The following is a 22,447-nucleotide window of genomic DNA, read 5'->3' on the forward strand; positions in this document are numbered from 1 at the left end:
TACCGTCGTGCCGGGCACAAGCTCCATCTTGGCCTGGTTGGACGGCAGGCGGTTGAGCTGGTCGACCATCTGCTCGATATCCCGCAGGTTGAGCAGTTCGCCGACCGCGCCGGGGAAGGTCATTGCCAGCTCCCTGGGCGACAGCCCGCTGTCGGCGCCACTCTTGATGCCTTCCAGGCGCCCTTCCACCACCTGCACTTCCAGGTGCCGGCTGCTCAGGTCCTGCTGCGGCAGGTACGCGCGGCTGGTGACCAGGCCCATGGCGAGGTAGTGATCAGTGATGGCCTTGAGCAGTTCGTTAAGTTGCTGCACGCCGAGGCACTGACCGATATAAGGCTGGGCCAGGCGCTCGCGATCGGCCTGGGAAAGGCGGTCGGCACCTTTTATCTCGATGCTGTCGATGGGGAAGCAGCGGGTGTCGGGCGCGGATTCGGGAGCAGCCGATGGGGCTTGGTTGCCGGGCAGTTCGCGCAGTTCTTCAAGACGCCGTTGCTGCTCCTGCAACAGGCGGTCCTGGCGGTCGCGGATAAGATCCTGTTCGCCAGGCGTGGCCGCAAATACGGGCGCGAAGGCGTTCAATCCCGATGCCACGAGAAAGAGAAGCACTCTCGGCAGAAAGTGGTGGGTGAACAGCATCGGCTTCCTTCCGATATCACTACGCCATCATTGGCGGCGCGATATTAAAGAGTGGGAAATCTGGCGTCAATATCGCCAAAACACCGCAGCCAATACCCCACACATTGACTCAACCATTTGTCTGACCCAAGCTTGACCCCTTTTCCGTAAGCCATTTACCCGGATTCTGCATGTCCAGACCGCGTGTCTATCTGTTGGCCGGCCTTGTCGTGCTGTTGTTTGTCGCCTTGGCCGCGTTCTTTTTGCGCAACAACACCCCCGCTCCCTCTCCGGCGCTGCAGCAGTCCTACGCCAAGGCGCTGGCCCAGGCCCATAACGGGCTGCCGGGTGCGGCGCGCGTGCTGTATCAGCAGTTGGGGCGCGATGATCTGTCGGCGATTCGCCGCGCCAGCCTGTATGCCGAGCTGCCCAATTACCCCTCGCCGCTGGCGCTGAAGCTGGCGCGCAAGGACCTGCAACACGAAGACCCGCTGGTCCGCCGTGCCGCCATCGAGAGCATCGCCGCGCTGGTGCCGGCACCGCAGCGCAGCCTGGTGCTGGGGCCGATGCTGGATGACGAGGAAGAAAGCGTGCGCTTTGCCGCAGTGGACGCGCTGCTGGGGCTGACGCCGGATGAGGTGGGCCTGTACTTCGGGCCGTTGCAGGAGATGCTTGAGCAGTACCAGCAGGCGCTGTTGCTGCGCACCGAGTATGCGCAGGATCAGGTGCATCTGGCGCGGCTGTATATCCACGAGCGGGATTTCCCGGCGGCCAACGCGGCGCTGGACCGCGCGCTGGCGCTGGAACCGGACAACCTCGACGCCCTCGCCGCCAAGGTGCGCCTGCTGGACAGCCAGGGCCAGGGCGACACCTCCCGCGAGGTGCTGGCGTCGGCGCTGCAACGCCACCCGGAATCGGCGTTTCTGCAGCACGAACTGGGCCTGTGGTTGCTGCGCCACAGCCAGAACGAGTACGCCCTGCTGGCGTTCTCCCGGGCGCTGGAGCTGGAGCCGGACAACAACGATTACCGCTACACCCTGGCCACCAGCCTGCACAGCCTCGACCAGCTCGATGCAGCGCAAAAGCAGTTGGAAACGATACTGTCCCGCCAGCCGGCGAACCGCAAGGCGCGAGTCTTGCTGATCGAGTACTGGAAAGAGAGCGGGCAGTTGCAGAATGTGCAGGTGCTGCTGGCCCAACTGGAGCAGCAAAACCCTGACGATCCCCTGGTCCAGCAAGGCCTCTGAGCCGCAGCCGGACCGTCTGGCAACACGGGTTGAACCCCGCCGTGAACGGTGTGGTCCAGAGATAGTGCGACAGTGCAGGCGGCCTGCCGCTTGCGTGCTATCAAAGGAGATCGACCGTGAACGATTCGTTAGCCAACAGCGAACGAGCGCTGATCCTGGCCCCGCCAGCGATCAGTGGCCTGGCGCTGGGCCTGCTGGACCAGGCCGGTGTCAGTGCGTTGGCCATCGAGACTCTGGAGGAACTGGGCGGCGCGCTGGACCACGGCGCCGGCGTGGCGATCATCGCCCATACCTGCCTCGACGGTTTCAATCATTCGACGCTGCAACAGTACCTGGGCAATCAGCCCCCCTGGTCGGACCTGCCCGTGGTGTTGCTCGGCGACGGCGAGCGCCATGTCAGCAGCAGCCCCGAGCTGTGCCTGGGCCTGGGCAATCTGTTCGTGCTGCCGTTCCCCTTTCCCGACCAGGACCTGCTCGACCTCACCCACTCCTCGCTGCGCGCGCGTCGCCGCCAGTACTACACCTGCCAGCAGGGCATGGAGCTGGCCAGCCTGCAACAACAGACCGAAGAACGGGTGCGCCACCTGCGCGAGGAAGAACAGCGCCTGCGCCAGAACCAGAAGATGGAAGCCATCGGTCAGTTGGCGGGTGGTGTCGCCCATGACTTCAACAACCTGCTCACCGGCATCGGCGGCAGCCTCGAACTGATCCGCCAACGCCTGAACCAGAATCGCCCCGATGACATTCCCAAACTGATAGACATCGGCTTGGCTGCGGTACAGCGCGCGGCCAGCATCACCCACCGGCTGCTGGCATTTTCCAGCCGGCAATCGCTGGACGACCGCCCGGTGCAGCTCGCCGCGCTACTGGAGCGCAAACGACTGGGCAGCCTGCTGGGCCCGGGCGTACGCCTGCAGGTGCAGATTGACGATCAGGTGTGGCCGGCCAAGGCCGATGCCCGGCAATTGCAGGAGGCCCTCGACAACCTGCTGGTCAATGCCCGCGACGCCCTGCCCGAAGGCGGCGAGGTGCGCATCGAAGTGGGCAATCGCCACCTGCCCCGCCCGCTGCCCGAAGCCCATCCGCTGGCGGGCTCCGATTTTGTCCGGATCAGCGTCAGCGACAATGGCTGCGGCATGCCGCAAAGCACAATGGACCGGGCCTTCGATCCTTTCTTTACAACCAAGTCAATCGGCCAGGGCACCGGCCTCGGCCTGTCGATGGTCTATGGCTTCAGCCGCCAGTCCCATGGCCACGTCATCCTGCACAGCCGAGTCGGCCACGGCACCGAGGTCGAACTGCTGCTGCCGCGGCACCATCCGGAAAGCCCCGACCCGGTACTCGCCGAAGCCATCCGGGCGCACGGCAGCAACGAGCGCCGGGTGCTGATCGTCGAGTCCGACAACACCGTGCGCCAACTGGTGCGCAACACCCTCGCCGAACAGGGCTACCAGTGCCAGGACGTCTCCGACGGCAACCTGGCCCTGACCCTGCTGCGCTCCGGCCGTCCCTATGACTTGCTGATCTGCAATGTCGGCCTGCCGGGCATGAGCGGGCGGCAACTGGCCGAGGTGGCGCGCAAGCTGCGCACCGGCCTGCGGGTGCTGTTCATCACCGGCTATGCCGAGCAGGCGACGGCCCATCTGGGCCGCCTCGACCCGGGCATGCAGGTGTTGAACAAGCCCTTCAGCTTTGGTCAGTTGCAAGACAAGGTGGCGCAGATGCTGGCCAGCGAGGGCACTTCATGAGCCAGGCGCAACGCCCGGTGGATCTGACCGATGTGGCGCCGCTGGAGGTGCTGCGGGTGCTGACGGTGAACGTGCACAAGGGTTTCAGTCCGCTGAACCGCCGCTACGTGTTGCCGGAACTGCGCGAGGCGGTGCGCAGCCATCACGCCGATCTGGTGTTTCTCCAGGAAGTCCTTGGCAGCCACAGTCGCCACGGCGAGCGCTACCCCGGCTGGTCGCCACAGCCGCAATACGAGTTTCTCGCCGACAGCCTCTGGCCGGTGTTCGCCTACGGGCGCAACGCGGTGTACCCGGAGGGCGAGCACGGCAACGCGTTGCTGTCGAAATTTCCGATCCTCGAACACCAGAACCTCGACGTCAGCGTCGGCGGCAGCGAGCAGCGCGGCCTGCTGCATTCGGTGCTGTCGCTGCCGGCGGGCCAGCAGCTGCATGCCATCTGCGTACACCTGGGCCTGGACGAAAAGCAACGCAACCAACAATTGACGCTGCTTTGTCGCCTGCTCGACAGCCTGCCAGCGGACGCCCCGGTGGTGGTGGCCGGCGACTTCAACGACTGGCGCCAGCGCGCCGACCAGACGCTGTCCGCCAGCGGTCTGGTCGAAGTGTTCAGCCAGGCATTTGGCGCGCCGGCCCGCAGTTTTCCGGCGCGCTGGCCGCTGCTGCGCCTGGACCGTATCTACCTGCGCAACGCCCGGGCCCGCGCGCCGCGGGTGATGGCGCGCAAGCCCTGGTCACACCTGTCCGATCACCTGCCACTCTGTGTCGAGGTACTGCTATGAACACCGAATGGCGCGACGAAAACCATGTGCAACTGCTGATCAACGGCGAGGAGTATTACCCCTCGGCGTTCGAGGCGATCCGTCAGGCCCATGAAGAAGTGCTGCTGGAAACCTTCATCATTTACGAAGACAAGGTCGGCCTCGAACTGCAACAGGTGCTGATCGAAGCCGCCCGGCGCGGTGTGCGGGTCAAGGTGCTGGTGGACGGCTACGGCACCGCCGAGCTGAGCCGCGACTACCTGCAGGCGCTGTTCGATGCCGGCGTCGAGCTGCAGGCGTTCGATCCCAGCCCGATGCGTCTGGGCGTACGCACCAACCTGTTCCGCCGCCTGCACCGCAAGATCCTGGTGATCGACGGCACACTGGGCTTCGTTGGCGGGATCAATTATTCAGCGGATCACCTGGGCGATTTCGGCGACATGGCCAAGCAGGACTATGCCGTGCAGGTGCGCGGCCCGATCGTCGATGACCTGCGCCAGGCCACCCTCAAACTGCTCGACAGCCGCGCCCGGCTCGGCGGCCGCCACCGCGCCTGGTGGCGCCGCGCGCCGGTCCTGCAACCTGACAGCGAGCAGGCGCGGATGTGCCTGTGCATCCGCGACAACGACGAACATCCCACTGACATCGAGCAGCATTACCTGCGCGCCATCGTCAGCGCCCATGAGCGGATCATCATCGCCAACGCCTATTTCTTCCCCGGCTACCGCTTGCTGCGGGCCTTGCGCAATGCCGCCCGGCGCGGGGTGGACGTGACGCTGGTATTGCAGGGCATGCCCGACATGCCGTGGGTGCGCCTGTGTTCGCGGCTGCTCTACAACTACCTGCTGCGCGACGGAGTGAAGATCCACGAATATTGCGAACGCCCGCTGCACGGCAAGGTGGCGCTGGTGGATCGCCACTGGTCGACCGTGGGCTCGAGCAACCTTGACCCGTTGAGCCTGTCGTTGAACCTGGAGGCAAATCTGGTGATCCGCGACGAAGCCTTCAACCAGCGCCTGTACGAGCACCTCGATGAACTGATGCACAAACGCTGCAAGCGGGTGACCCTGCAACGGGTGCTGCGCGGCTACTGGTGGCGGGCGCCGTTGATCTTTCTGACCTTCCACTTCACCCGCTACTTCCCCGCACTGGTCGGCTGGTTGCCGGCGCACAAGCCGCGGCTCAAGCCGCTGTACCAGGCCGATATCGGCCAGGAGCGGTTGTCATGAGCGGCCGTCATTCGCTGTGGAAACGCGCACGGCAGGTGCTGACCGTGGCGTTCTTCATCCTCATTCCGGCGCTGCTGTTCATGTTGCTGCGCAATCAGGACTGGGGCGAGGTGTGGCAGGCGCTGACCTCCTATCGCCCCGCCGTTCTGCTAACCGCCCTGGGGTTGGTAGCCTGCAGTTTCACCCTGTTTGCCAGCTACGACCTGCTGGGACGACGCTATACCGGGCACACCCTGCCGGTGCGCCGGGTGCTGCCGCTGGCGTTCGTCTGCTACGCCTTCAATCTCAACCTGAGCGCCTGGGTCGGCGGCGTGGCGCTGCGCTATCGGTTGTATTCACGGTTGGGGCTGGACACGCCGACTATCACCCGGATTCTTGGCCTTGGTCTGGTCACCAACTGGCTGGGCTATCTGCTGGTGGCCGGCAGCCTTTTCACCCTGGGGTTCCCGCGCTTGCCGGCGGGGCTGGAAATCGGCAGCACCGGACTGCGCCTGATCGGCATCGGCATGCTGCTGGCAGCGCTGGCTTACTTGCTGGCATGCCGCTTTTCCCGGCGCCGGGAATGGCAGGTACGCGGCCAGGAAATCCGCCTGCCGTCCTGGCGCCTGGCACTGCTGCAAGCGCTGATGGGCGCCGGCAACTGGGCGCTGATGGGGCTGGTGGTGTACACGCTGCTGCCGGACAAAGCCGGTTATCCGACCATCCTCGCCATCCTGATGGTCAGCAGCATCGCCGGGGTCATCACCCATATTCCGGCGGGGCTGGGGGTGCTGGAGAGTGTGTTCATCACCCTACTGCAAGGGCAATACAGCCAGGGCACGCTGCTGGCGGCCCTGATCGGCTATCGGGCGGTGTATTTCCTGCTGCCGTTACTGCTGGCGCTGGCGGTGTACCTGGTGCTGGAGCGTCTGGCCAGCCGGGCCGGTCAAACCGAGCCCGCCTCGCCTTCGGCCAGCAGTGGCCGGGCCGGGTGAAGCATCGCGGTCACCTTGTGCACCAGGGCGTCGAGGCCGAACGGCTTGGTCATCAGCTCCAGGCCCGGTGCGAGCACGTCGCAGGGGTTGATCGCCTCTTCGGTGAAGCCGGTGATGAACAACACTGGTAAATCCGGTGAACGGCTTCGCAAGCGCTGGGCTACCTGAATACCGCTGATCCCGCCCGGCAGGCCGATATCGGAAACCACAAGATCGATCGGACCGGCGCTGTCGTACAACGCCAGGCCGCTGGTGGCATCCGCGGCGTCCAGAACCTCCAGCCCCTGATCCATCAGCGCTTCCTTGATCAACATGCGCAGGTTGGGCTCGTCGTCGATCAGCAAGATACGCTCGTTACGCAATTGCGTCGGGCTCGCCGGCAGTGCTTTAAGGGGTTGTGGCAGAGGGATCGACGGGCCGACGTAACGCGGCAGCAACAATTCGACTCGGGTGCCGCGACCTTCCTCGGAGGTGATCCACACACGCCCACCGGACTGGCGGACGAACCCGTAGACCATCGATAACCCCAGGCCAGTGCCCTCGCCTGCGGCCTTGGTGGTGAAGAACGGATCGAAGGCGCGCTGCACGATCTCCGCGGCCATGCCGCAACCATCGTCCTCCACCCGCAAGCAGCAATAGTCACCGGGCGGCACGTCGCTGCCAGGAGGGGTGCTCTCATGCCGTTCGTTGCTGGTGCTGATCTTCAGGCTGCCGTGGCGGTTCATCGCATCGCGGGCGTTCGCGCAGAGGTTGATCAGGGCGTTTTCCATCTGGCTGATATCCACCAGCAACAACCAGGGCTGCGGGTCGACCTGGAGTTGCAGGTCCACGTCCGGGCCGATCACCTGAAGGATCAGCGGCTGAATGCCATTGAGCAGGTCGTTCAGGTCGGTGGGGCGCGGCGCCAGTGGTTGACGGCGAGCGAAGGCGAGCAGGCGGTGGGTGAGTTGCGCGGCACGTTCGGAGGCTTGGCGGGCGGCGAGGAGGTATTTGCCGAGGTCTTGGGTCTGGCCTTTGGCGATGCGCCGTTCGAGCATTTCCAGGCTGGCGCTGATGCCCGCCAGCAGGTTGTTGAAGTCGTGGGCCATGCCGCCGGTCAGTTGCCCGACGGCTTCCATTTTCTGACCGTGGCGTAGCAATTCCTCGGCCTGGTGCAAGGCCATTTCGCGCTCGCGTTCCTGGGTAATGTCGCGGCCCACCAGGGTTACGCTGCCGGCGGCAGGCATGACGCCAAAGTTGAACCAGCGGTAGTGCCCGTCTATATGGCGCAAGCGCCCTTCACCGCCAGGCTGGGTGCCATCGAGCAGTTGGGCGAGATTACCGGCGTCATCCGGGTGAACGATGTCGAGCAGCATCTGCCCGACAACGCTTTGGTCCCAGCCAAGCTGTTGCCGGCACGCCGGGTTGCAAGAGCGCAGACTGAAATCATCCTGCACCACCAGCATCAGGTCGCTGGACAGCTCCCACAGCCGCTGATGCTCGGCGGAGCGGTCCTGCACCTGTTTTTCGAACGAACAGGCGAGATCGCGCCATTGCCGTTCCGATTCGACGTTGCTGGTGGTCTCCAGCACGGTATCGAGAAAACCGACCACATTGCCGTTCTCGTCCCGTACCGGACTGTAGGAAAACGTGAAGTAGACCTGCTCCAGCACGCCGTTGCGGCTGGTCACCAGCGGCAGGTTCTCCTGGAACACCGCCTCGCCCTGCAGGGCCCGGAACGCCAATGCGCCAACCCCGTCCCAGACATCGCTCCAGACTTCGTGGAAACCACGACCCAAGGGCGCAGGCTTGGTGCCGAGAATGGGCACGAAGGCATCGTTGTGGATACTGACCATGTCGCGGCCCCAGACTAGGCAGCCGGGGAACTTGGACGCCAGCAACAGATCGACGGCAATACGCAGCGAGGCCGGCCAGCGATGCATCGGCCCAAGGGAGGTCTTGCTCCAGTCGAACTGACGGACCGCTTCGCTCATTCCGCCTTGCTGAAGCGGACGGGATTCGACATGAATGATGTGCATGCTCGAGTCGCTTCCTTACAGGTTCTCAGGCTTCGGACTCCTGCCCGATGTCTTCGTTCCAGAGGGCGGGTTGCGCCTGAATGAACTGGCGCATCAGCCCGATGCAGTGCTCGTCCTGTAGCACTGTGACCTGCACTCCACGCTCCCTCAGCAAGGCTTCTTCGCCGAGGAACGTCTGGTTCTCGCCAACCACCACTTCACGGATGCCGTAGAGCAGGATTGCGCCGCTGCACATCGAACAGGGCGACAGCGTGGTATACAGCGTGGCCTCGGCATAAACGCTGGCGTTCTGCCGGCCGGCGTTCTCGAAAGCGTCCATCTCGCCGTGCAACACCACACTCCCCTGCTGCACCCGGCGGTTGTGACCACGGCCGATGATCCGGCCCTTGTGGACAATCACCGAACCGATGGGAATGCCACCTTCTTCCAGCCCCTTGCGCGCCTCGTCGATGGCCGCCTGCATGAAAAGCTGTGATTGCTCCTGGGCATCTGCCATGTCCGGCTCTCCTGATTCAAGGCATCAAGGTTAAACGCTAGCACATCGCCATAGCGGATGGCGGGCTTTTGCCGGACGGCTATGCTGTATACGTTTTGCTGTCCACGAATTGCCGCCTGTGCAACCTCTTCAAAAGGATCGCCGCAATGAGCAAGCAAGTTCTGGTGGTGCTGACCAATACAGCCAAATACCCCAACCTGAAACGCGCCACCGGCCTGTGGCTGGGCGAAGCGGTGCATTTCGCCGATGTGCTGCAAAAGGCCGGCTATCACGTCGACTACGTCAGCCCTGCGGGCGGCTACGTGCCGGTCGACCCGCACAGCCTGAGTATGGCCCAGGACATCGACTGGCAATGGTACGACGACAAAGCCTTCATGAACCGCCTCGGCACCACCCTGGCACCGGGTCAGGTGAAGGCCCGGGACTATCAAGCCATCTATTACGCCGGTGGCCATGGTGTGATCTGGGACTTTCCCGACAACCACGACCTGCAAGAAATCGCCCGGCAGATTTTCGAGAATGGCGGTGTCGTCTCCTCGGTCTGTCACGGCGCAGTGGGCTTGCTGAACATCAAGCTCAGCGACAACAGCTTGCTGGTCAAGGACCGCGAAGTGACCGGTTTCTCCAACATAGAGGAACAACTGGCCGAGCTGGACAAGGTCGTGCCATACCTGACCGAAACCGAGCTGAGCGCCCGTGGCGGTCTCTACTGCAAGGCCGAGGAGCCTTGGCAAGCCTTCGCCATTGTCGATCAGAAGGAAGGTCGGCTCATCACCGGGCAGAACCCGGCCTCCGGCGCCGCGGTGGGCCGCCTGGTAGTGGCCGCACTGGCAGCAAAAGCCGGCCGTTAGGCCGCGACGAAGCGAGCATTCACACACGCCATGTCTGACTCTCGTACAGGAGTCGTCTATAGCGCTCACTTATGCTGATCGGCTTCGGCCCGGCGCCTTTCCCATGCCGGGCCTTGCTCCTCCAACATAGGTGAAACATGCCCCCTCGTACTTTTGATTCCGGTCGGGCGCTGCTCGAACTGCTCACCACGCTGTTGATCGGTCTGGCACCTGTCGCCTGCGGCTTGCTGGTGATGGCCTGGCAGGTGGACAAGAAGCTCGACGAGTCCGTCGGTTTTGTCCAACGCGAAGCCTTGAGCCGCGTTGACGGGCTGATCGAATCCCTCCACGGGGCCAGCAACAAGGTGCTCAACCTCGCTGAGTTACCTTGCAGCAAAGCCCTGCCCACACTGTACAGCGAGGTGGTGGCAAATCCCGAACTGCGTTCTCTGACACTGGTCCGGGAGAATCGTGCTTACTGCAGTACCCTGCGTGGAGAGTCCGGGCTGCTGGTGGATCCCGGCGACTACTTCAACCACCGGCTGCGCCTGGAGCCGGGCAACGACAACACCCCCGACTCGGCAATTCTCTACTACCGCCTGCAGGAATATCCCTACGGCGTCCTGGCTGTAGCGGATGGCGCGATCCTCCAGCGCCTGCTGCACGGTATCCGCGAGCCGGTCAACGTGGTCCTGCAGTTCGGCCCGGCATCGATCGGTCCCAGCGGCGAGGTGCAAGACATCGCTGATATAGCGGAAATGGAGCAGTACGCGAGCCTGGTTTCGCCGATGTACGGTTACGCCCTGCATGTGGGCTATCAACCGGGCCACACCGCAAGCCAGTTAATGGAAAACAGCCTGGCCATTGCGCCGTCGCTGCTGCTGGTTGGCCTGATGACTGCCATCGGCAGCTACTGGGCCATGTACCGCCGACGTCAACCCGCCGCGCGGCGGGTATGAAAACAGGCATAAAAAGTTCTTCACGGGGTGAAGGGGTTGGCCTGGCTAGTCATGTTGCGGGCTTATCCTCTCCATGTGGCGACGCGGCCGGCCCCTTCCACCAGTGTCTCGCGAGAGCCATGCAGCCTGCTCGCTGAGCAAGTCTTCGCGTCGTCGATCACGCCGAAGGCTCCCGCAACACAGCCCGCTGTGTGTGGCTTGTCGGGGCGACCCGACAAGCTCGCGCCTATGGCTTCAGAGGCCACTGAACAACAATAGTCCTCTCAATGGTCCGAAAGCGCCCTGGCCACCAGCGCCAGGTTGGATTCGTTGAGGCCCGCGACACACATCCGCCCACTGCGAATCAGGTACACCCCATGCTGTTCGCGAATGCGATCGACGGCATCGGCGCTCAGCCCGGTGTAACTGAACATGCCCTTCTGACACAGCAGATAATCCACCTCCCGCCGCACATCGATACGTCGTACTTCATCGAACAGCGCCTGACGCATGCCCACCATCCGCGCACGCATGGCTTCCAGTTCCTGCCGCCACAGCGCCGTCAGTTCGGTATCACCGAAGATGGTCGCCACCAGTTCCGCGCCATGCCGCGGCGGGTTGGAGTAGTTGGTGCGCACCGTGCCCTTCAACTGCCCGGCCACGCGCCGGGCGATATCACCGTCCTGGCACACCACCGACAGCGAACCGACCCGCTCGCCATACAGCGAGAACACCTTGGAAAACGAATTGCTCACCAGCCCGGTGATGCCACTGCGGGCCAGCGCGCGGATCGCGTAGGTGTCCGCATCCAGCCCTTCCCCCAACCCCAGATAGGCGGCGTCGAGAAACGGGATCAGCGACCGCTCGCGGAACAGCGCGTACAAGCGCTCCCACTGCTCTGGCGTGAGGTCGACGCCGGTGGGGTTGTGACAGCAGGCGTGCAACAACACGATGCTGTGAGCCGGCAGTTCGCCGAACAGGTCCAGCATCGCGGCGAAGTCGATCGCCTTGCCGCTGGCGTCCAGGTACGGGTAGCGGTTTACCGCGAAACCGGCGCCCTGGAAAATCGCCAGGTGGTTGTCCCAGGTCGGGTCGCTGACCCAGACCTGCGACTGCGGGTAATAGCGCTTGAGGAAGTCCGCGCCGACCCGTAATGCCCCCGAACCGCCGACACTTTGCAGGGTGACGATGCGCTCGCTGTCGGCACCATCAAGCTCGCCGAACAGGTAGCCCTGCACTGCCTCGCGAAACCCCGGATGGCCGTCCATGGGCAGGTACAGGTTGGCGCTTTCCGCCCTTGCATCGAGCAACGCCTTGGCCCGACGTACCGACGGCAGAACCGGCACCTGGCCGTGCTCGTCGTAGTAGAAGCCGATGCTCAGGTTGACCTTTCCGGCCCGCGGATCGCGCTGGTAGTCGTCCATCAACGACAGGATCGGGTCACCGGGGTAGGTTTCGACATGTTCGAACATCAGGGGCTCCTCAGTGAGCGAAAGTGGGGTGAAGGAAGGGCCACGGGCTGCTGTCACCGCCACGCGGCACGCTGACCTCGATCAGCACCGGGCGGTCAGCGGCGAAAGCCTGCTCCAGCACCGGGCGCAGTTGTGCCGGCGAGCCGACCCGAAACGCCTGCACGCCGAAGGATTCGGCAAAGCGCACAAAGTCCGGGTTCACCAGTTCCGAGCCGAGCAGGCGGCCGGCGAAGCTCTCTTGCTGGTCGCGGTAGACGTTGCCGAAGGCGCTGTTGTTGAACACGATGGTCACCAGGTTGAGCCGGTACTGCACCGCCGTGGCCAGTTCCTGGGCGGCGAACATGAAGCCGCCGTCGCCGCAGATCGACACCACCGCTTTGTCCGGGTGCGCGGCCTTGACCCCGAGCGCAGTGGGGAAGCCGAAACCGAGGGTGCCCTGGTGCCCCGAGGTGACCAGGGTGCGGGGCTTGTACACCGGGAAACCGAAGATCGAGGTGAAGCCGACCTGGGAGATTTCCTCGACGAAGAAGCCGTCACGCGGCAGCACGTCGCGAATCACCCGCAGGTAGTCGAGTTGCGGTTGCACGCACTGGATCGCCTGTTCCGCCGCTGCCTTAGCTTCGGCAATCCCGGCGTCGCGGCGCTTCGGCGGGCCGGCGCGAAGCACAGCCTCCGCCAGGGCGCTGGCACCCTCCCCGGCATCGGCCAGCAGGTTGACCTCGGCCGGCATGCGCCGCACCTCGGCCGGGTCGATATCGATGCGGATCAGCTTCAGGCCGGCCGGACGATGGCGCCAGCGAATGTCCAGCAACTCGAAGCGCGAGCCGATCACCACGGCGACATCGGTCTGCGGCCAGAGCCGGGCTCCGGCGGCAACGGTGAAGCCCAGCGGGTGATCATCCGGCACAACGCCGCGCCCCCCGCGAAAGCTCACCACCGGCGCACCGAGCACCTCTGCCAGTTGGCCGACTTCGGCGCTGGCTTCCAGCGCCCCGGAACCGACAAAGATCATCGGCGCCTTGGCCGCGCTCAGCAGTTTTGCCGCGCGCTCCACGGCATCGCTGTCCACCGGAGGCGTCGGTTGCAGCGCCAGCGGCGCCTGCATGCGCACCGCCGCGCTGCGGGTGAAGAAGTCCCAGGAAGCTTGCAGCGACACCACGCCGGGGCGCCCGGACTGCATGACCTGAAACGCCTGGGCCACCTGCCACGGCGCATCGGCCGGCTGTTCGATATGCGCCGCCCATTTGCCAATGCCCTGGAGGATTTCCAGTTGCTTCGGCAGTTCGTGCAATTGACCACGGCCGCGGTCCTTGAAGCCGCTCATCACGTCGCCGGTCAGCGCCAGCACCGGCGCGTTGCAGCCGTGGGCGGTGAGCATGGCAGCGCTGGCATTGAGGATGCCGGGGCCCGGCACCACGCTGAACACACCGGGGCGACCGCTGGAGCGGGCGTAGCCGAACGCCATGTAGGCGCTGGTCTGTTCATGCCGTGCGCCCAGGGTGCGGATGCTGTCGGCATTACGTGCCAAGGCGTCGGTCAGGCCATAGATCTGAGCGCCGGGCAGTGCGAAGACAGTATCGACGCCCTGCACTTTCAAACTCTCGACCAGGGCATCGCCGCCCGTGAGCTGTTGAACAGCGGGAAGTTCGGTTTTCATCATGAGTTACCTGTTACGGATTATTCGAAGTTGAGCGCGGCGGGTTTGATGGATTGGTATTTACGGAAACTGGCGTAAACAACGATCAACCACAAAGGAATCAACCAGACCGATATACGCATTGCCGGAATGAACGCCATGATCAGCATGATCGACACAATAAACGCGATGCACAGATAGTTGCCGAAGGGGAACAATGGCGAACGATAGTGAGTCTGTTGTCCCGCTGCCTGTTTGGCGCGGCGGAACTTCAGGTGGGTATAACTGGTGAGCATCCAGTTCATGATGGTGGTGGCAACCACCAGTGCCATCAGGGCTTCCAGCGTGCCGTTGGGCGACAGCCAGTTGAGCAGCACCGCCAGGGCTGTAATCGCCGCCGTCACGATCAGCGCGTTGACCGGCACATTGTTGCGATTGAGCTTGAGCAGTTGCCGTGGCGCATGGCCCTGCCCGGCCATGGCGTGCAACTGGCGTACGGTGCAATAGACCACGGCGTTGTAGACCGACAACGCGGCGGTCAGCACCACCAGGTTGAGGACGTGGGCCGCCGCGCCGATGCCCAGCAGGTCGAGGATCTTCACGAACGGGCTGGCGCTGTACGGATCACCGCCGGCGGACAGCGAAGCCACGAGGTCGTCCCACGGCGTCAGCGCCAGCAGCACCGCCAGGGCGGCGATGTAAAACAGGCCGATGCGGTGCAGCACCTTGTTGATCGCGCTGGGAATGGTCTTCGACGGGTCGCGTGCTTCGCCAGCGGTAAAGCCGATGAACTCCAGCCCGCCAAAGGCGAACATGATCAGCGGCAAGGCGAGGATCAGCCCGCTGATACCGTTGGGCAGGAAACCGCCATGGCTCCACAGGTTGCTGACTGCGGCGGTCGGCGGCGGTGTCGGGCCGAACAGCAGCCAGCCGCCCAGGGCGATCATCATCAGCACCGCCGTTACCTTGATCACCGCGAACCAGAATTCCGCCTCGCCGTAGACCTTCACCGCCAGCAGGTTGAGACCGTTGATCAGCACGAAGAAGAACGCGGCGCAGGCCCAGGTCGGCACATCCGGCCACCAGAACTGCACGTACTTGCCGACGGCGGTCAGTTCCGCCATGCCCACCAGGATATAGCCGGCGGTGTAGTTCCAGCCGGCGAGGTAGCCGATGAAGGGCGAACAGTATTTGTTGGAGAAATGGCTCAACGAACCGGACACCGGCTCGTCCACGAGCATTTCCCCCAGTTGGCGCATGATCAGAAAGGCGATCAGCCCGGCTACGGCATACCCCAGCAACAAACCAGGGCCCGCCAGTTTCATTACGCCGGCACTGCCAAGAAACAATCCAGTGCCAATGGCACCGCCGAGTCCGATCATTTGAATATGACGATTGGACAAACCCCGCGATAACGCGTGATCCGTAGGAGTAACTCTGCTCATCGTTTTATTATCCATATTGTTTTTCGGACACGGCACGACCCGGCGCCCGACGATAGTTCGGCAGGTGAAACTGAAAGTTGATGTTGTGTTTTTGTGTTCGAAGTTATGTGGATACTTCGATGGCGTTCACGTTAACAGCAATGCCGGAAATGAACATCCCGCCAGAGTGAATGGCAACTATGCGGATGCCGGATTGTTCACTGCGGATACACCGGAAGTTGCTCACCGGGGCTGAGAAACTGCGAGCCACGGCAATGTTCATAAACGAAGGTACGGAACCATTGCTGTTCCGCCGAGCTGTGGGTGCGGCTGTGCCAGACCACCCAATAACGGAACGGATGGCGGACGAATGCCAGCGGGCGCCAGCAAACGTCGGCCCGCTCGGCCCATTTGCGGGCGATATGCTCGGGCAGCATCAGCAGCATGTCGCTGCGCTGGAGCACCGCCAGCGCAGCCGAGTAATACGGCACGGTGAGTTTCAGGTCGCGGTGCAGGTTGTGCTTGCGCAGGTAGGCATCGACGAAGCTGTCCTTGTCGCCACCGGTGCTGATCTTCAAATGCGGCCAGTTCAGGAACTGCTCCTGGGTCAATTGTGCCTGCGCTGCCAGCGGATGATCGCTGCGCATGCAGCACACGGCGACGTCCTCGCCGATCACCCGGCCATGAAACTCGGCGGGTGTGTCTTCGATCATGCTGGTGGCCAGATCGACCTTGCCGCTGGCCAGCCAGTCGAAACGGTTGGCCTCCCACGGGCGGAAATCGATGCTGACGTTCGGCGCCACCCGCGCCAGGTCGGCGAGCAGTTGCGGGAGGATATGTTCGGCGACGTGATCGGAGCCGGCCATGGCGAAACGCCGTTCGCAGGTGGCCGGCGAGAACCGCGAGGGCGTACCCAGCGCCTGCAACTGTTCGAGCACCTGCTTCAACGGCTCCAGCAGTTCCACCCCGCGCTCACTGAGGATGTACTGACGCCCCTGGCGCACCAGCAGCGGATCGCCAAAGGCTTCGCGAAAGTGCGCCAGATGCCGGCTCAGCGCCGATTGGCTGGCGCCCAGGCGGGTTGCCGCGTGGCTCAGATTGCGCACGTCCAGCAGGGTCGCCAGCACGCGCAACTGGGTCACGCTCAGGTTGTTGAAGGCGGGATTCATGCCAAGGGCCTCAGTCGAGGCCTAGGGTCAGGGTCGGCTGGCCGGCGTGCAGTACGGCGTGGCCGACGCACTCGCCACCGCAGTAGCGCGCCACCAGTTCGACCAGGTCGGCCATGGCCGAGCGCACGTCGTCGGGAGTGGTTGGCGGCAAGCCGTCGATATCGAAGAAGACGCAGCGGGTGTCGGCCAGGGTGCGGGTATCGGCGGCCTGGCGCCAGGTCCAGCGCCGGGTCAGCACACGCGTGCCGGCGGCCAGGACGATTTCACCGGCAGCGATGGTTTCCGGATCGGCGGCGGCGTCCAGCAGAAAGCGGTCGTCTGTCAGGGTCTTGCGCAGTTCGATCGCCTTCGATTGCGGGCCGATCGGGTGTACGCCGGCGGGGAGCAGATAGCGCAGGGACAGCAGGTTGCCGATATCCACCAGCGGGTTGATGTCCGGCAGGTTGTCGGGCTTGAGCACCCGGCGAGTGAGGGCTTCGATGGCGCTGCGATGCTCCGAGGGCTTTGCGCCGAAACGGCGATACGCGTCGCGCCAGGCGGCGATCTGCGGGTAGTCGGCGGGATTGCCGGTGACCCGCTCGCGCAGTGCTTGCTCGGTGGCGCGCAGCAGCGCGGTCAGCTCGGCGTCGGGGCGGGTGTTGTCGAGGTTGCGGAAGACCACCACGCCGCGGCGGTAGTCGGGGTGATCGTCAAAGACATCGGGGCTGACCGTATAGGTAAAGGTGCTCACAGGCGCTCCTCTGGAATGCGGGTTCGGGCAGCTTGGCCAAGCCGGGTGGCAGACTATAGCACCGGGCCTGAAGCTGGGAGCTCACCGATTTCTGCAAGGTTGCCATGCGGGTTTTGGATAGTTGGTTGTGCCAGGCGCGCGTTTTTTCAGCGTTTTCAAAATCGAGCACCGCTTGTGCGGCGCATCGCGAGCAAGCTCGCTCCTACAGTGTGGTCAAGGCGTGTTGTAGGAGCGAGCTCGCTCGCGATGCACCGCAGAGGCGGTGCTCGATCTCAAGGACGCTGAACACTCACACCCCTCCAACAAACGGCAACGGCAACCGCGCCGCCCTCACCCCAGCGAGCTGCCGATCAAAATCCGGCAACAGATAATCAAAACAGAACCCCGCGCTCTCCAGTTTTTCCCGGCGCAACGGATCATCCTCCGCCAACCCCGCCACGCAGCGAGCACTGCGCGCCCAGGCGAACGCCAACAGGCTGGTGGCGCAGAGCTGGAGAAATTCACCGGCGGCACGGTACGGATACTCACTGTCTTCTGCGCTGAACGCGCGCACTTCGGGCAAAAGGTTTTCTAGCCGCTCGCAGACTTCCCCCAACGCATCAGCAAACGCCGCGCGGGTTCCCCGCCCCGCCGCAACCTCGGCCCGCAACTCACCCAGCAGCACGCCAAACGCTTCCCCCCCATCCCCCAGCACTTTGCGCAGCAGCAGGTCGTTGGCCTGAATCTCGTTGCTGCCCTCGTAGATCATCGCAATGCGGCTGTCGCGCAAGGTCTGCTCAATCGGGAATTCTCCGGTGTAGCCATAACCGCCAAACACCTGCAGCGCCTTGCTCGCGAGGCTGAAGCCCTGTTCGGTAAAGCTGGCTTTGACGATCGGGGTAAGCAGCGCCGCCAGTTGTCCGGCCTTGGCGCGCTGCGCCGGGTCGGCGGATTCGCTGGCGATATCCAGCCAGTGCGCGGCCCAGTAGCCGAGGGCGCGCATGCCTTCGCTGCGCACCCGCAGTTCCAGCAGGATGCGGCGCATCGCCGGGTGCAGGTGGATCGGGTCGGCCGCGGCGGCCGGCACCTGTTCGGGACGACGCGGCGCACGCATCTGCCGGCGCTCCAAGGCGTAGTCGCGGGCGCTCTGCCAGGCCGCTTCGGTATGCCCGAGCCCTTGCAGGCCGACATGCAGCCGCGCCGAATTCATCATCACGAACATCGCCGCCAGTCCGCCGTGGGCCTCGCCTACCAGCCAGCCCTTGGCCTGTTCGAAACGCAGCGCACAGGTGGCGCTACCGCGGATGCCCAGTTTGTGTTCCAGGCCATCGCAATAGACAGCGTTGCGCTGACCGTCATCGAGCCATTTCGGCACCAGCAGTAATGACAGCCCACGGCTGCCTTGCGGTGCATCCGGCAAACGCGCCAGCACCAGATGCAGGATGTCGCGGGTCAGGTCGTGCTCGCCGCCGGAGATGAACAGCTTGTTGCCGCTGACGCTGTAGCTGCCATCGGCCAAGGGTTCGGCGCGGCTGCGCAGCAGGCCGATATCGCTGCCGGCCTGGGGCTCGGTCAGGCACATGGTCGGCAGCGTTTCGCCGCTGATGATGCCCGGCAGGTAGCGCTGCTGAAGCGACGCCGAGGCATGGGTCTTGAGACACAGGTAGGCACCATGGGCGATGCCGGTGTACATGGCCCAGGCGTGGTTGCTGGCGTAGAGCATTTCCTGCAGGGCCGCATCGAGCACCTGCGGCAGGCCTTGCCCGTCCAACTGCGGATCGCAGGCCAGCGCCGGCCAGCCGCCGTCGACATAGGCGCGATACGCTGCGGCAAAGCCCTCGGGCGTATGTACTTCACCGTCGCTGAAGCGGCAGCCCTGGCGATCACCCGGCCCGTTCAACGGCGCCAGCACCTCGCCAGTGAAACGCGCGGCTTCTTCCAGCACCTGCATCGCCAGATCCAGATCGACCTCGGCGTAGGCCGGCAGCAACTGCCAGTCTTGCTCAACCCGCAGCCAGTGTTGCAGCACGAATTGCATATCGCCCAACGGCGCCTTGTAGGCCATGCGTGACCTCATCCTTGGAAGTGCGGGTTTTCGATCAGCAGCGCCATGCCCTGTCCGCCGCCGATACAGGCGGCGGCGATGCCATAGCGCAGGTTGTCGCGGCGCAGTTGCCGGGCCAGGGTCTGCACCAGGCGCAGGCCGGTGGCCGCCAGCGGGTGGCCGAGGGCGATGGAGCCGCCGTGCACGTTCAGCCGCTGCGGATCCAGCTCCAACGCCTGAACCACGGCCAGCACCTGGGCGGCCTGGGCCTCGTTGATTTCGAAGCGGTCGATCTGCTCCAGGCGCAAACCACTGCGCTCCAGCAGCAGACGAATCGCCGGCGCCGGGCCGATGCCCATGGTGCCTGGCGCAACGCCCACCGCCGTGACCATCAGCAGCCGGGCCAGCGGTGGAGTGGAACAGGCGGAATAACGACAGACCAGCGCCGCCGCCGCGCCGTCCACCACCGCGCAACTGTTGCCGGCGGTCTGCACGCCACCGCTGTGTACTGCGCGAAGGCGAGCCAGGGCGGCGCTGTCGGTGGGCCGTGGATGGCTGTCGCGATCCACCACACTGACACCGCGCGGCAGCTCGATGCTGCGCGGCAGGCACTCTTCGGCTTCGAACGTTTCGCTACGGACGCTGACGATTTCCTCGTCGAACCAGCCCGCCGTCTGGGCTTCCAGCGCGCGCCGGTGGCTGCGCAGCGCCCATGCATCCACTGCGTCGCGGCTCAGGCCGTACTCGCGGGCGAGGTTCTCGGCGGTGCCGATCATGTCCACGCCTGCCGCCGGGTCGTACAGCGCTTCCCAGAGAAAATCCTTGAAGCCCACGGGCGCGCCGAGACGGAAACCGCCGCGGTGCTCGTAGGCGGCAATCGGATTGCGCGACATCGATTCGGCGCCCACACACAGCACCTGCTCCACGCCGCTGTGTAGTTGCTCGCCGGCCTGGCGCAGCAGCTCCAGCCCGGTGCCGCAGATACGTTGCACGGCCAGCGCCGGTACGCTTTGCGGCACGCCGCTGTAGAGACCGATATGCCGCGGCAGCATGTAGGCGTCGAAGCTGGCCTGGGCCATGCTGCCGCCGAGCACGCTGTCCACCGTGGCCGGATCGACCCCGGCGCGGGCCAGCACTTCACGCCCGGCCTTGATACCCAGGTCGATGGGCGACACCTGCGCCAGCGCGCCACCAAGATCGGTCCACGGCGTGCGCACGATCTCGACAATTGCCGCGTCGTCGAAGCGGCTGCACAGCCCGCCGCCCTTCATGGCCGCACCTGGGCGCGGAGCATGCTCGCGTCCTCGCCGCGGTACAGCGCTTCGACCTGCACCGCCCGGCGCTGCAACACGGCGCGCTGGTTGATCGAGCCCTTGTCGGTGATTTCACCGAGGTCGATCGACGGCGCTTCGTCCATCAGCGCCAGCCATTCGATGCGGCTGGCATTGCCTTGCGCGTCGCGGTTCAAACGCTCCAGCCAGCCGCCAAACCAGGTGCGCACCACCGCGCTGCCGAGCACCTCGGCGTCGCTCGCACCCTCCCCCAGCCCGGCCAGTTGCCGACACTCCGGCAACCGCGCGAACACCAGAATGCCCAGGCACTCACGGTCCGGCGCGGCGACCACGATGTCTTGCACATAAGGCGAGCCTTCCAGCACCGCGCGGTTGCGCAACGGGCCGACGCTGACGAAGACCCCGGAAGACAGCTTGAAGTCTTCGGCGATGCGCCCGTCGAACATCAGACCAAGCTGGCTCTGGCGTGGATCGGCAAGCTTCAGGGCGTCGCCCGAGCAATAGAAACCTTCTTCGTCGAACACCTCGGCGGTCTGCTGCGCCGCGCGCCAGTAGCCGGGCATGATGTGCGGGCCGCGGAAGCGCCCTTCCAGCTTGTCGCCCAGCGGTACCAGTTTCACTTCGCAACCCGGCGCCGGCAGGCCGATGTAGCCGGCCATGGACAGCGGTCCGGTGGTGAAGGTGCAGGACGGTGAGGCTTCGGTCATGCCGAGGCCGGCCATCATGCGGATGCGTTCGCCGCAATGTGCTTCGGCGACCCGGTCGAGGCGGTCCCAGACACTTTGCGACAGGCCCGCGGCGGCGAAGAAGAACAGCTTCATGCGGGCGAAGAAACAGTCGCGCAACTCACGATCCTGCTCCAGCGCCTTGACCAGTTCTTCCCAGCCCTTGGGCACGGTGAGGTAGGCCGTGGGGGAAATTTCGCGCAGATTGCGCAGGGTTTCGGCGAAGCCCTGGGGCGTCGGCTTGCCGCCGTCGAGGTAGAAGCTGCCGCCGTTATAGAGAACGATGCCGAGGTTGTGGCTGCCACCGAAGGTGTGGTTCCACGGCAGCCAGTCCACCAGCACCGGCGGCTCTTCGGCAAACACCGGAAAGGTCTGCAACAGCATCTGCTGGTTGGCGCAAAGCATGCGCTGGGTGGTGATCACCGCCTTCGGCAGTTTGGTCGAGCCGGAGGTGAAGAGGAATTTGGCGATGGTATCGGGACCGGTGGCGGCGAAGGCGGCATCGGCTTTGGTCAGGTCACCGCCTTGCAACAGGTTGGCGAAATCCACCGTGCGCCGGCCCGGCACCGTGCCGCGCACGCTGATCACTGCGACGGACTCGTCCAGCACTGCGTCGATGGCGCGCTGGAACGGTTGGCTGTCGGTGACGAACACCAGGCCCGGCGTCAGCACGTCGCAGACATGCCGCAGCTTGGCGAAATCCTGGGAAAGCAAGGCGTAGGCCGGCGACACCGGGCAGTACGGAATGCCGGCGTACATGGCGCCGAGGGCAATCTGCAGGTGTTCGATATCGTTGCCCGAGAGGATCGCCAGCGGCCGCTCGGCGGACAGGCCGAAGTCCAGCAGGCCAGCGGCAATTGCCCGCACCTGCCCGAGCATTTCGGCGTAGCTGATTTCACGCCAGGCGCCGTCGCCCTGGCGGGCGGCGATAAAGGTCTGTTGCGGGCGCACCTCGGCCCAGTGCAACAGACGGTCCAGCAGGCGCGCGGGCAGCGGCGCGAGGGGTTCGATGGCACGCATGCGCAGGACGCCGTCCACCTCGCTCACCGCCACTTCGGGATGACCGATGGACACCTGCCGGTAGCGCGGCATTTCGGCACGGGCGTTCGTCCGTGGGCTGGCT

At 64.6% G+C, this 22,447-nt stretch carries 18 protein-coding genes; 7 read left to right on the forward strand and 11 right to left on the reverse strand.

Translation table 11 applies throughout. The features are described from left to right. Nucleotides 1-636 (reverse strand): ShlB/FhaC/HecB family hemolysin secretion/activation protein (locus DM374_RS25640; RefSeq protein WP_177431606.1); only part of this gene is annotated, 636 nt, incomplete at its 3' end. A gap of 170 nt (nt 637-806) precedes the next feature. On the opposite strand from DM374_RS25640, the gene DM374_RS25645 reads away from it, so the two are divergent. From DM374_RS25645 to DM374_RS25665, 5 genes are all read left to right on the forward strand, one after another. Beyond that, on the forward strand, nt 807-1,862 hold the full coding sequence (locus DM374_RS25645) for a tetratricopeptide repeat protein (RefSeq protein ID WP_110972392.1): 1,056 nt from the start codon (nt 807-809) through the stop codon (nt 1,860-1,862). Nucleotides 1,863-1,978: 116 nt separating this feature from the next. Beyond that, nucleotides 1,979-3,610: an ATP-binding protein gene (locus DM374_RS25650; protein WP_110972393.1), complete on the forward strand. Its 1,632-nt coding sequence runs from the start codon at nt 1,979-1,981 to the stop codon at nt 3,608-3,610. Further along, the gene (locus DM374_RS25655; RefSeq protein WP_110972394.1) at nt 3,607-4,389 is read left to right on the forward strand and encodes an endonuclease/exonuclease/phosphatase family protein; all 783 of its coding nucleotides are present in this window, start codon (nt 3,607-3,609) and stop codon (nt 4,387-4,389) included. The genes DM374_RS25650 and DM374_RS25655 overlap by 4 nt, the downstream gene beginning before the upstream one ends. Continuing rightward, entirely contained in the window at nt 4,386-5,597 is a 1,212-nt protein-coding gene (clsB, locus tag DM374_RS25660; protein WP_110972395.1) for a cardiolipin synthase ClsB, read from the forward strand. Before DM374_RS25655 ends, clsB begins: the two co-directional genes overlap by 4 nt. Further along, nucleotides 5,594-6,571 carry a lysylphosphatidylglycerol synthase domain-containing protein gene (locus DM374_RS25665; RefSeq protein ID WP_110972396.1) on the forward strand — a complete coding sequence of 326 codons (978 nt, stop codon included), beginning with the start codon at nt 5,594-5,596 and terminating at the stop codon, nt 6,569-6,571. Before clsB ends, DM374_RS25665 begins: the two co-directional genes overlap by 4 nt. Here the strand turns inward: DM374_RS25665 and DM374_RS25670 are convergent. Both DM374_RS25670 and DM374_RS25675 read right to left on the reverse strand, forming a co-directional pair. Further along, nucleotides 6,523-8,589, reverse strand: a complete 2,067-nt coding sequence (locus DM374_RS25670) for a hybrid sensor histidine kinase/response regulator (RefSeq protein ID WP_110972397.1) — start codon at nt 8,587-8,589, stop codon at nt 6,523-6,525. The two genes, DM374_RS25665 and DM374_RS25670, sit on opposite strands and share 49 nt — an antisense overlap. Nucleotides 8,590-8,614: 25 nt before the next feature. Beyond that, nucleotides 8,615-9,085: a nucleoside deaminase gene (locus DM374_RS25675; RefSeq protein ID WP_110972398.1), complete on the reverse strand. Its 471-nt coding sequence runs from the start codon at nt 9,083-9,085 to the stop codon at nt 8,615-8,617. Nucleotides 9,086-9,231: 146 nt separating this feature from the next. Here DM374_RS25675 and DM374_RS25680 point away from each other — a divergent pair, with 146 nt between their 5' ends. Together DM374_RS25680 and DM374_RS25685 are read left to right on the forward strand one after the other, a co-directional pair. Then, nucleotides 9,232-9,936 (forward strand): type 1 glutamine amidotransferase domain-containing protein, encoded by a 705-nt coding sequence (locus DM374_RS25680; RefSeq protein ID WP_110972399.1) that lies wholly within the window; start codon nt 9,232-9,234, stop codon nt 9,934-9,936. 137 nt (nt 9,937-10,073) lie between these two features. Continuing rightward, a complete protein-coding gene (locus DM374_RS25685; protein WP_110972400.1) occupies nt 10,074-10,874 on the forward strand; it encodes a CSS-motif domain-containing protein in 801 nt (266 codons plus the stop codon). A gap of 263 nt (nt 10,875-11,137) precedes the next feature. On the opposite strand, the gene DM374_RS25690 is transcribed toward DM374_RS25685, so the two are convergent. From DM374_RS25690 to DM374_RS25725, 8 genes are all read right to left on the reverse strand, one after another. Continuing rightward, nucleotides 11,138-12,325 (reverse strand): amino acid aminotransferase, encoded by a 1,188-nt coding sequence (locus tag DM374_RS25690; RefSeq protein WP_110972401.1) that lies wholly within the window; start codon nt 12,323-12,325, stop codon nt 11,138-11,140. 10 nt (nt 12,326-12,335) lie between these two features. Further along, complete coding sequence (locus DM374_RS25695; protein WP_110972402.1) at nt 12,336-13,982, reverse strand: thiamine pyrophosphate-dependent enzyme; 1,647 nt, start codon at nt 13,980-13,982, stop codon at nt 12,336-12,338. 20 nt (nt 13,983-14,002) lie between these two features. After that, nucleotides 14,003-15,406: an amino acid permease gene (locus DM374_RS25700; RefSeq protein ID WP_110972403.1), complete on the reverse strand. Its 1,404-nt coding sequence runs from the start codon at nt 15,404-15,406 to the stop codon at nt 14,003-14,005. A gap of 197 nt (nt 15,407-15,603) precedes the next feature. Further along, nucleotides 15,604-16,554, reverse strand: coding sequence for a LysR family transcriptional regulator (locus DM374_RS25705; protein WP_110972404.1), 951 nt, complete (start codon nt 16,552-16,554; stop codon nt 15,604-15,606). A 10-nt stretch (nt 16,555-16,564) separates the two neighbouring features. Beyond that, entirely contained in the window at nt 16,565-17,284 is a 720-nt protein-coding gene (locus DM374_RS25710; protein WP_157969747.1) for a B3/B4 domain-containing protein, read from the reverse strand. Nucleotides 17,285-17,573: 289 nt separating this feature from the next. Further along, nucleotides 17,574-19,328 carry an acyl-CoA dehydrogenase gene (locus tag DM374_RS25715; RefSeq protein WP_110972406.1) on the reverse strand — a complete coding sequence of 585 codons (1,755 nt, stop codon included), beginning with the start codon at nt 19,326-19,328 and terminating at the stop codon, nt 17,574-17,576. Between the two features lie 8 nt (nt 19,329-19,336). Beyond that, nucleotides 19,337-20,578: a thiolase family protein gene (locus tag DM374_RS25720; RefSeq protein ID WP_110972407.1), complete on the reverse strand. Its 1,242-nt coding sequence runs from the start codon at nt 20,576-20,578 to the stop codon at nt 19,337-19,339. Continuing rightward, entirely contained in the window at nt 20,575-22,416 is a 1,842-nt protein-coding gene (locus DM374_RS25725; RefSeq protein WP_110972435.1) for a feruloyl-CoA synthase, read from the reverse strand. Before DM374_RS25725 ends, DM374_RS25720 begins: the two co-directional genes overlap by 4 nt. Between the last annotated feature and the right edge of the window lie 31 nt (nt 22,417-22,447).

The sequence above is a fragment of the Pseudomonas huaxiensis genome (genome assembly GCF_003231275.1).
In the GTDB taxonomy this organism is placed as follows: domain Bacteria; phylum Pseudomonadota; class Gammaproteobacteria; order Pseudomonadales; family Pseudomonadaceae; genus Aquipseudomonas; species Aquipseudomonas huaxiensis.